Raw genomic sequence first — 10,441 nt, forward strand, 5'->3', positions numbered from 1 at the left:
GACAAAAAGCATCGTTTATTTGTTTGTCAGTCAGCATTTTCCCTCAAGTTTAAGCAGTACCGACGATCTTTGTAACGCCACACGAAGCTTGCATTACAGGCACTAGACTGCAAACTTAGTGTTCCCTTTTATCAGTAAACTGTGCGGGCAAGGCTATGACTGGAAAATCAAACCTGATCGCGATCGACTCCTCCATGCCGTCCTTACCGCCGCAGGATGAGTTGGAAAAAAGTCATACCTTGCTGAGTAACTTCTCGCGCTTTTTGCCGGGTATGTTTTTTCAGTTCCAACGCTATTCCGAACATCAATTTTCCTTCAAGTACGTCAGCGCAGCCGTTGAGCAATTGTTTGAGATAACAGCAGAACAGTTAATCAATGACGCCAGTATTTTGTATCGAAAAATACATCCTGATGATTTAGCGTATTTAATCATCGGCATACGCCGTTCCGCAGCAGAACTCACCATCTGGCATCATGAATATCGTGTTTTACGCACTGACGGCGGCGAACGTTGGTTAGCCGGTGATGCGACACCAGAGAAGCAGGCCGATGGCAGCGTGTTATGGCATGGTTTCATCAGCGACAATACCGAACGCAAACTCACGGAACAAAAATTACTCGCTGCCGAACAACAGATGCGGCTGGTAATGAAAGCCTCGAATCAGGGCTTGTACGATATCAATTTACAGTCGGGTAAAAGTACCTTCAGTCCGGAATATTTGCAAATGCTTGGTTACTCAGCAGAGGATTTTCCTGACTCTTCGCAATTTTGGAATTATTTCTGGTCTGATGGCGTACATAAAGATGATGTGGCAAATCTGAGGAACGCGTATCAAAAACATTTTGCCTCGCGAGGAACAATTGATTACCACGCAGAATTCCGACAAAAAAATAAAGCCGGGGAATGGCGCTGGATTATGTCGATCGGGGCGGTAGTCGAATGGGATACCAATCAACGCGCAGTGCGCATGGTCGGCACGCATATTGATATCACTGAACGTAAGCGCATTGAAGAAGAATTGATGCTGAATCAGGAACTCCTCAATGCCAGCAAAAATCGCTACAAAGAATTAGCCAGAGAACTAGAAATTCTGATCGCCAATGCACCGGTGGGCATCATGTTCGTCAGCAATGATGTGATTGTCAGGGCAAATCAGGCCTTGGCCGAGCTTTGTCGCTTTCCCGATGCGCAATCGATGATAGGCGTCAAAACTTCTTTCTTATATCAACATCTGGATGACTATGAAGCCTTTGGCGATGCGGTCATTCCCAAATTACTCGCCGATGAATTAGTCGAAATCGAATGGCGCTTGCATCGCAATAACGGTGAAGCATTTTTTGCACGGGTCGCTGGTCGCGCTTTATCATCAGAAACCTACCACAAAGGTACGGTCTGGATGATCGAAGACATCACGGAACAAAGACGCACACTCGATGCATTGCGTGACAGCGAAGGTCGCTTGCAACGTCTGATGAATTCAAGCTTGATCGGTATCGTGCATGGCAATCAACGTAAGCGCCTATTGGACGTGAATCAAGTTTTCTGCCAGCTGTGCGGCTATACGCGAGAACAAATTATCGGTGAGAGCTATTTCTGGCGTAAGCTGATGTCAGAATCTGATCAATACATTTGCATGCAAGCATATAATGAACTTCAAACGACTGGCACCACTTCGTCGTTTGAGATCATGCTCAGGCATGCGGATGGTCGCTCTATTCCTGTTTTGGTTGGTGTCAATCATCTGGAAAACTCCCAGCAAGAATGGGTAGCGTTCACTATGGACATCAGCGATCGTCTGCGCATGCATCAACTCAAAACCGAATTTATTTCCGTGGTCAGCCATGAACTACGTACGCCACTCACATCGATACGTGGCTCACTAGGCTTGCTAGAGTCCGGCGTGGCCGGTACCTTATCCGACGCTGCTCAACAATTGGTACGTATTGCCAACGCCAACAGTAAGCGCCTGATTGGCCTGGTCAATGACATCCTCGATATGGATAAACTCGCCAATGGCAAAATGAGCATCAAATCCGAACCCGTCGATCTGGTCGCTCTGTTATATCAGGCAATAGAAGCAAATACCGCCTACGCCACCAATTTGCACGTCTCGTTAGTGGCAGATGTACGCCTGATTCCTGATTCGACGACCGATACACCACACGCGTGGTGCCTTGGTGACAGTGACCGCTTAATGCAAGTCATCACCAACCTGATTTCGAATGCCGCCAAATTCTCTCCGGAAGACGCAGAAGTCAATATCCGGTTGTTCCAGTCCAACCATGTGTATCGGATGGAAATTTGCGATCATGGCCCAGGGATACCATTAGAATTTCAGGCGCATATTTTTGAGCCCTTTACGCAGGCAGACAGCACTAATACGCGACAACAAGGCGGAACCGGTCTTGGTTTATCGATTGCAAAGACTTTGATAGAAAAAATGCGCGGTGAGATCTTCTTCGTCAGTTGTCCTGAACACGGCACGACTTTCTGGTTTGATTTACCAATTTATGATCCGGTAAAATCGGCTTAAACTTGAGTGGGTGCAACCCGCACGGTGCTCACTATACTTCAGTCTTGAATGTACTTAGCTTACGTGATTGATGAAATTCGCCAGGGCTAAGATTAGTCCAGCGTTTGAATGCACGCCTGAAGCTGCGGGCATCAGAATAGCCGAGTTGCTCAGCAATAAGTTCCTGACTCAGATCTGTTTGCAATAAGCGTTTGGCACGATCTATCCGGATGTTTTCGATAATCTGAAAATACGACATTCCTTCCCGCGCCAGCAAGCGTTGTAAAGAACGTGGGCTGGTTCCCAAGGCCTGTGCCATTTGATCAACATTATGTAGTTCACAATGCTGATTAACCAAGGTTCTTAACAAACTTTGCCGTCCCAGTGCGCCGACAGCTGCCAGCTCTTGTTCGCAAGCAGCTCCGGCCTCTTGCACGATCTTCAGATCGGGGGATTTTAAGGGTATTTGCAATATGTCATTGGTGATTAAAACACGACTGACATCAGCGCCGGTAACGACAGTACAAGCAAACATCTGCTCATACAAAGCCAAACTGATTTTTGTCATGCCACGTAATTCGACCTGGTGTAAGCGAAATGCTGGCCCACACAATTCGCGCGCGGCGTTGACGGCGGTGAGTAAATGATCGACCGCTAAAAAGTCCTGCAATTCAACGTCGTCAAACAACGCATGCGCAATCAAGGCTGAATACGGACTACCCGCTTCAAATTGCAAATGCACCATAGAACCAGCAATTAACTGATATTTGAGACCAAATTGCAAAGCATCCAAGATGGTTGGCTGCGCCAGCATGCCACGTGCCATCTGCCCTAATTGTGGTAGTGATTTTCGTGCCCCCGACCAGATACAAATCTCATCACCGGCATGATGTCGTGCTTGCAGCAAGCCTTCGCGCGCCTGTAAATAACTAATCCGGCCGCCCTTTTGCTGTTGAAATTCGGGAAATAAGTCAGGACCATGCCAGTTTTTCTCACGCGCAATCGCCAGCAAACCCGTGAACGGATGCGCCGGAAAAATTGCATCTTGCACCGATAACAACGGTGCAATGGTGTCGGAAACCTTGACTGACATTGTTTAAAATTATTTATTTCATCATTGATCTTCACGCGTTGTCTTGCACAAACAACGTGGCAGCAAATGTCCTTACTTTATCTGAACGGGCGTACTAATATCTTTCTTGCGCTGAAGTGAAACAATCTTGCTAGCGTTAGTATATTTGCGCAAGTCGTATTTGTTACCGTACATGGTAAAGCGTGATTCAGCAACACTGCACTGCAACATAAAAGAAGCCGGAGCACGATTGCGCCGGGTTTGTTAGACATGAACAAACACCTCGACAATCCTGCATCCGTCTTCACCATAAAAATACGGAGACTCTATGAATCAAAACAGTGACTACATCGTGGTCGGTGGTGGTGCCGGTGGTTGTGCGGTCGCCGGACGCCTGACTGAAGATCCCAGTATCAGTGTGACGGTGCTCGAAGCCGGTGGCGGTGGTGACAGTTGGGTGGTCAATGCACCGATCGGTGTGGTCGCGATGTTGCCAACCAAGCTCAATAACTGGGCTTTTGAAACAGTCCCACAACCGGGCTTAAATGGACGACGTGGATATCAGCCACGCGGCAAGATGCTGGGTGGCTCGTCTGGCATCAATGCCATGGTGTATATCCGTGGCCATAAAGTCGACTACGATCACTGGGCAGCGTTAGGCAATACTGGCTGGTCGTATGATGATGTACTTCCCTACTTTAAACATTCTGAAAACAATGAAACCCATGGGGGGAAATTTCACGGTCAGGATGGCCCTTTACGCGTCAGTGAATTGCGCAGCGATAATCCGTTTCCGCATTTGTATGTGGAAGCAGGAAAGCAAGCAGGATTCCCGGTAAACACCGATTTCAATGGCGCGGAACAAGAAGGTGTCGGCATCTATCAGGTCACGCAATATCAAGGTGAACGCTGGACAGCGGCACGTGGCTATTTGCATCCCCATATGGGTAAGCGCACTAACCTCAGAGTAGAAACCGGTTGTCAGGTCACGAAAATTTTGTTTGAAGGAAAGCGTGCTGTTGGTGTGCAAATGATGCAAAACGGCACACTCAAAACACTGCGCGCCAATCGTGAAATTTTACTGGCTGCAGGCGCTTTCCAAAGCCCGCAGTTATTGATGCTGTCTGGTGTTGGCGACGCTAAAGCCTTACAGTCATTGGGAATTCCGGTGATCCATCACTTACCTGGCGTCGGCCAGAATTTACAGGATCATCCGGATTTCGTTTTCAAATACAGGGCAAAGAGTTTAGATCTGTTGGGTATTTCGGCGGGTGGTAGTATTCGCATGATGCGGGAGTTCAGCCGCTATCAAAGTCAACGTCGAGGCATGCTATCGTCAAATGGTGCGGAGGGCGGTGGCTTCTTAAAAACCGATGCCAGCATGGCAGCACCCGATATCCAACTGCACTTTGTCGTCGCCATGCTGGACGATCATGCACGCAAGCTCCATCTGGGTCACGGCTATTCCTGTCACATGTGTTTATTGCGCCCTAAAAGTATAGGCGAAGTGACACTGGCGACGCCCGATCCACTGGCGGCACCCTTGATCAATCCGCGCTTCCTCGAACATCCGGACGATATGGAAAGCATGGTCAAAGGCTTTAAGCTAACGCGCAAAATCATGGATGCGCCAGCCTTGGCAAATGCGCGTAGCAGCGATTTCCAGACCGCCAATGTGCATACCGATGAAGATATTCGTGCCGTTATACGCGCCACCAGTGACACGGTGTATCACCCGATTGGTACCTGCAAAATGGGCGTGGATGCGATGTCGGTGGTTGATCCTGCCCTGAAAGTGATAGGGCTGGAAGGATTGCGTGTGGTTGATGCCTCAATTATGCCAACCCTGATCGGTGGCAATACCAATGCACCAACCATGATGATAGGAGAAAAAGCAGCAGATATGATTAAGGCAGAGTTACGCCAGTAGCCAATAAGATTTGAGCGCTCAAACCTTTGAGCCATCGCTGCGCTTGTAAACGTCGCGATGGCTACCCTATAAGCCTGCGTATGACCCGTTGCCAATATCTCGCTGTGGTGCGCCACAGCAAGGCAAATTTGCTTGTTTCTTTCATGCGCCTTCAGCCTTTCAACGAGGTCTATTATGCGCTTAGAAAAATACACCGCAGTGAACTGCACCAAAGTAAGTTGATCAACTTTCAGCAAAAAAACCTCTCATTTACATTGCAAAAAACGCCACGAAGTTTCTGAGCTGGCATAGAATAGATCTCCTTTATATGAAGTGAACGGGATACGATTTCATGGATTTTTTGACCCTGACTGCGCGCGATGGCGCGACGGTGAGTATTTGCCATCAAGGTGCACATGTCTGTTCGTGGATACCAGCTGGCGGCACAGAACAACTTTTCTTAAGCAAAAAATCAGAGTACCAGGAAGGTGTGGCAATCCGCGGCGGAATTCCAGTCATTTTTCCGCAATTTGCCAGCATGGGTACCCTACCCAAACACGGTTTTGCCCGCACCGCTGAATGGAAGTTGCTACAGCAACAGCAAACGGAGGATGGTGCAGCACAAGCAATTTTTTACCTGAAAGAAAATATTGCTCGCCTGACGATCTGGCCGCATGTATTCAATGCACAATTGGCTGTCAGTGTGCACGACAATAGTTTGCAGGTCGCTTTATCGATACAAAATACCGGTGACACCACCTTTAGCTTTACTTCTGCCCTGCACACCTATCTGGCCGTCAACGATATCCGTGAAGCGCGTCTGCGCGGTCTGCAAGGAGCACTTTATCGCGACAGTCTGACTGGCAAGAGCCATTGCGAAGAAACTGCAGAACTGTTGCACATTGAGGGTGAAACCGATCGTATTTACGCCAATGTTTCAGACCAGCTGTGCCTGCAACAAGCGCATCAACATCTACATATTCACACCACGGGTTTTACTGATGCAGTGGTGTGGAACCCGGGACCACAAGCGGCACTCAAACTCAGCGATATGGAGCTTGATGGAGACCAGCGTATGCTTTGCGTCGAGGCAGCGAACATTATGCGCCCCATTTCACTGGCTCCCGGGGAAATCTGGACAGGTAGCCAGAGTTTTATGGTTACGCAGATTGAATGACTGTTAGTTTATTGTTTTGTTCTTACGTTGCCACTTTTTAAATTACCTTTGATCATTTTCAGGAATACTATGCCTACCCATTCTGTTCGCCAATCAGGAATCTCGGTGTCGCTCAAACCAGTATTACGCGCTTTAGTACTCGGCGGCGCCATTTTGTTCACGGCTCCTGCGGCTTTTTCTGACACACTGCCTAAAGGCATCACTCAGGTGACCAGCGTTGAAGGTATCACTGAATATCGCTTACCGAACGGCTTGCGCGTTTTGTTAATGCCAGACGCCACTAAGCCGACCGTGACAGTCAATGTGACTTATTTGGTCGGTTCACGTCAGGAAAATTACGGCGAAACCGGTATGGCGCATTTGCTGGAACACATGATGTTCAAAGGCACGCCTAAAAATCCTAAGATCACTGAAGAATTCAACAAGCGCGGTATGCGTATGAACGGCACGACCTCATTAGATCGTACCAATTACTATGAATTATTCCAGGCCGATGACAGCAATCTGGAATGGGCGTTGTCGATGGAAGCCGATCGCATGGTCAATTCCAATATTGCCCGCAAAGACCTCGATACCGAAATGACTGTGGTGCGTAACGAATACGAACGCGGTGAAAACTCACCTGGTAGCGTATTGATGAAACGCATGCAAAGCGTAGCTTACGATTGGCATAACTACGGCAACTCTACCATCGGCAATCGTAGTGATATTGAAAACGTCAAAATCGAAAATCTGCAAGCCTTTTATCATCAATACTATCAACCGGACAATGCAGTCTTGCTGGTCGCCGGTAAATTTGATCAGACCAAAGTTTTGCAATGGATTAATAACTCGTTTGGCAAAATTCCTAAGCCAAAGCGTAGCTTGCCAGTATTCTGGACGGTAGAGCCAACCCAGGATGGTGAACGTAGTTTCATGGTGCGCCGTGCAGGTGATATTCAAATCGTGATGATTGCTTACAAAGTACCAGCTAATCTGCATACCGATCGCGATGCCATGAGCTTTGCCAGCGACATCCTGACCAACGCCCCACATGGTCGTTTGCATAAGCAACTGGTAGAAACCGGCAAAGTTGTACAAGTATTTGCAACAGAGGTTGGACGTGTAGAACCTGGTCTTGTCATTATCGGTGCGGCAGTCAAAAAAGGGGATTCAGTCGATGCCGCTAAAGACGCCTTGCTGGCGGGGATTGAAGATTTCAAAAATAATCCGCCAAGCAAGGAAGAAATCGATCGCGTCAAACGTGATAACGCCAATAGTTTTGAAAAAATGCTCAACAACCATGAGTCGATTGGTATCAGCATGTCTGAATATATCGCCATGGGTGACTGGCGCTATTTATTCAAAGACCGTGATGATGCCGACAAAATGACGTCAGAAGAAGTCGCCGCAGCAGTTAAACATTACATGGTGCGGGACAACCGCACGGTAGGTATGTTCATCCCAGAAGATAAGCCGCAACGCGCTGAAGTACCGGCAGCACCAGGCATTGCTGAAGTGATGAAAGACTTCAAACCTAAGGCTGCGAAACTCGAAGGTGAAGCCTTTGATCCAGCACCAGCCAACATCGACAAACGCACAGAAATTAGTCAGATCGGCAATCTGCAAGTCGCTCTTTTACCTAAAAAGAATCGTGGTGAAACGGTGAATGTCTCAATCTCTTTGCATTGGGGCGATGAAAAAAGTTTGTTTGGCAAGAGCACAGTCAGCGGTATGGCAAGTAGTTTGCTCGCCGCAGGTACCAGCAAATATAGCCGTGCCGACATCGACGATCAGATGTCTAAGCTGAAAATGAGCGGTGGCTTGTTCTCTTACCAGACGACCAAAGAAAATCTGGCCGCCTCACTGGCGCTGGTCGCACATGTGATGCGCGATGCCACTTATCCAGAAAGTGAATTCACGCAATTGCGCGATCAGACCCTGGTTGGGCTGGAAGCTTCACGTAATGAACCTGGTGCAATTGTCGGACGCGAAATGGCGCAGTATTTCAATGTCTATCCACAAGGCGACTTCCGTGCGCCTAAAACGCTGGATCAGTCTTTGGCAGATGTGCGTAGTGTCAAATTGGATGACATTAAAGCCTTCCACAACGACTTTTACGGCGTGTCTAAGGGGGAATTGTCTATCGTTGGCGATATGGACGTAACAGCGACCAAAGCAGCCATCAACAGCGCGTTTGGCGACTGGGCGAGCAAAGCGCCATACACCCGTATGGTCAGCCAACGTGCTGATCCGGCACCGGTGCGTAAAACTTTCAACACACCGGACAAAGAAAGTGGAGTGTATGCCAGCGCGATGACTTTGAGCTTACGTGAGGATGACGAAGCGTTTGCGGCCTTGCGTGTCGCTAACTACATCTTTGGCGGTGGCGCTGGTTTGAACTCACGCCTGATGGAGCGCATCCGTCAAAAAGAAGGCCTGTCATACGGTGTAGGCTCTAATCTGTCTGCGGGTGAGATTGATCCGGTAGGTAGTTTCAGCATCAGCGGCACAGCAGCACCACAAAATCTGGCGCGCGTTGAAGTAGCGATTAAAGAAGAATTAGCCCGTGCGCTGAAAGATGGCTTCACTGCCGACGAACTCGCCAAAGCAAAATCCGGCTTGTTACAACAACGCGTGCAATCCCGCACGAACGACGGCAGCGTGGCTGGCGGCTGGAATAGCAATTTATTCCTGAAACGCAGCTGGGCATGGTCACAAGCCATGGATAACAAAATCAAGGCACTGACGGTGGAGCAAGTGAATGAGGCATTCCGTCGTTACATTGATCCGGCAAAGATGAGTGTGTTCATTGCTTACGATGAAGCCAAAGCGAAAGCCGCCGCACCGACAAAATAAGGCAATAAATAAAACCTTAACAGGGATTTGGCGGACTGCACCCGCCAATCCCACTCAGCCTGCGAACTACCCCTACTAACAAGTCAGACCTGCAAATTCCTTGCGACCCGCATGAATACTAGGGGGTTGTGTCGCAGTAAGGTAGAACAAGCACACGTAAAGGGTTCTGTTGCAATCGCGAGTCCAAGGCCACCAAATCAGCTCAAACAGCACTCACTGAGACTTAGTTCTTTTTTGTCACAACTTACATCACCTCATCTGAATCAGATTTAATCAGCATTTTTCTATAAATCATCATTGCAGGTATTTGACTAGTGGCCTGTGGGATGGAGTCTCAAAATCATCGATCTTCCAACACGACTCCTTATTTGAACGTTTGAGTAAAACGATAGCACTGATGGAGCGAGGTTTTTTTAGGGGATCAAATTTAAATTTAAGAAACACCCTGACACTTGCATCTGTTTCATTTTCACTTATTAACTTTATTATTGGCTGACCTACAATATCACCATCCTGGGCGTCAGTCCAAGGATCCCAATCAATTCGACAGCTATCGCCTTTCGATTTGCACTTAAATTCTGCAACTAATAAGGACTTAAAATTATCTGTAAATGGAGTGTACAAATTAGAGGGATCTTTAAAAGCAAAACTATAATCTTGACGATAGAATCCTTCCGTTAACACCTTTGAGTTCGGGCAAGCAGCGAAACTAACCTTGCAAACAAGCATGCCTATTGACAATAAAAGTTGCAAAATAAGACGTCGAAGTAGATTTGTTTTCAAATTATTCAAATTTTTCGCCTAATTATTTTATTTATTATGTAAACCTCCCCCAATCAGTGCCATGTATTACTAGAGTTTTGAGGTTGATGAAATAATCGGTATTCAACAGGTGTCATCCCGTTGAGAGAATCATGTGGACATTGCTCGTT

Annotated in this window: 6 protein-coding genes; 4 read left to right on the plus strand and 2 right to left on the minus strand. The window is 47.7% G+C overall.

All coding sequences use genetic code 11. From position 1 onward, the window contains the following. Positions 1 to 155 precede the first annotated feature (155 nt). Positions 156 to 2,534, plus strand: a complete 2,379-nt coding sequence (locus tag ACO0KY_RS15680) for a PAS domain-containing sensor histidine kinase (protein ID WP_423047601.1) — start codon at positions 156 to 158, stop codon at positions 2,532 to 2,534. 31 nt (positions 2,535 to 2,565) lie between these two features. Here ACO0KY_RS15680 and ACO0KY_RS15685 read toward each other — a convergent pair whose 3' ends face one another. Continuing rightward, positions 2,566 to 3,606: a helix-turn-helix transcriptional regulator gene (locus ACO0KY_RS15685; RefSeq protein WP_186911952.1), complete on the minus strand. Its 1,041-nt coding sequence runs from the start codon at positions 3,604 to 3,606 to the stop codon at positions 2,566 to 2,568. 307 nt (positions 3,607 to 3,913) lie between these two features. Between ACO0KY_RS15685 and ACO0KY_RS15690 the strand changes: the two genes are divergently transcribed. The 3 genes from ACO0KY_RS15690 to ACO0KY_RS15700 all read left to right on the plus strand — a co-directional run bounded on the left by ACO0KY_RS15690 (position 3,914) and on the right by ACO0KY_RS15700 (position 9,509). Next, the gene (locus tag ACO0KY_RS15690) at positions 3,914 to 5,515 is read left to right on the plus strand and encodes a GMC family oxidoreductase (RefSeq protein ID WP_423047603.1); all 1,602 of its coding nucleotides are present in this window, start codon (positions 3,914 to 3,916) and stop codon (positions 5,513 to 5,515) included. Between the two features lie 331 nt (positions 5,516 to 5,846). Beyond that, complete coding sequence (locus ACO0KY_RS15695) at positions 5,847 to 6,671, plus strand: D-hexose-6-phosphate mutarotase (protein WP_186911954.1); 825 nt, start codon at positions 5,847 to 5,849, stop codon at positions 6,669 to 6,671. A 69-nt stretch (positions 6,672 to 6,740) separates the two neighbouring features. Next, positions 6,741 to 9,509 (plus strand): M16 family metallopeptidase, encoded by a 2,769-nt coding sequence (locus ACO0KY_RS15700; protein WP_423047606.1) that lies wholly within the window; start codon positions 6,741 to 6,743, stop codon positions 9,507 to 9,509. Positions 9,510 to 9,803: 294 nt separating this feature from the next. Here the strand turns inward: ACO0KY_RS15700 and ACO0KY_RS15705 are convergent, their stop codons facing one another. Continuing rightward, positions 9,804 to 10,301, minus strand: a complete 498-nt coding sequence (locus ACO0KY_RS15705; protein ID WP_423047608.1) for a hypothetical protein — start codon at positions 10,299 to 10,301, stop codon at positions 9,804 to 9,806. Between the last annotated feature and the right edge of the window lie 140 nt (positions 10,302 to 10,441).

Origin of the sequence: Undibacterium sp. Dicai25W (genome assembly GCF_049340505.1) — a bacterium.
Classification (GTDB): domain Bacteria; phylum Pseudomonadota; class Gammaproteobacteria; order Burkholderiales; family Burkholderiaceae_D; genus Undibacterium; species Undibacterium jejuense.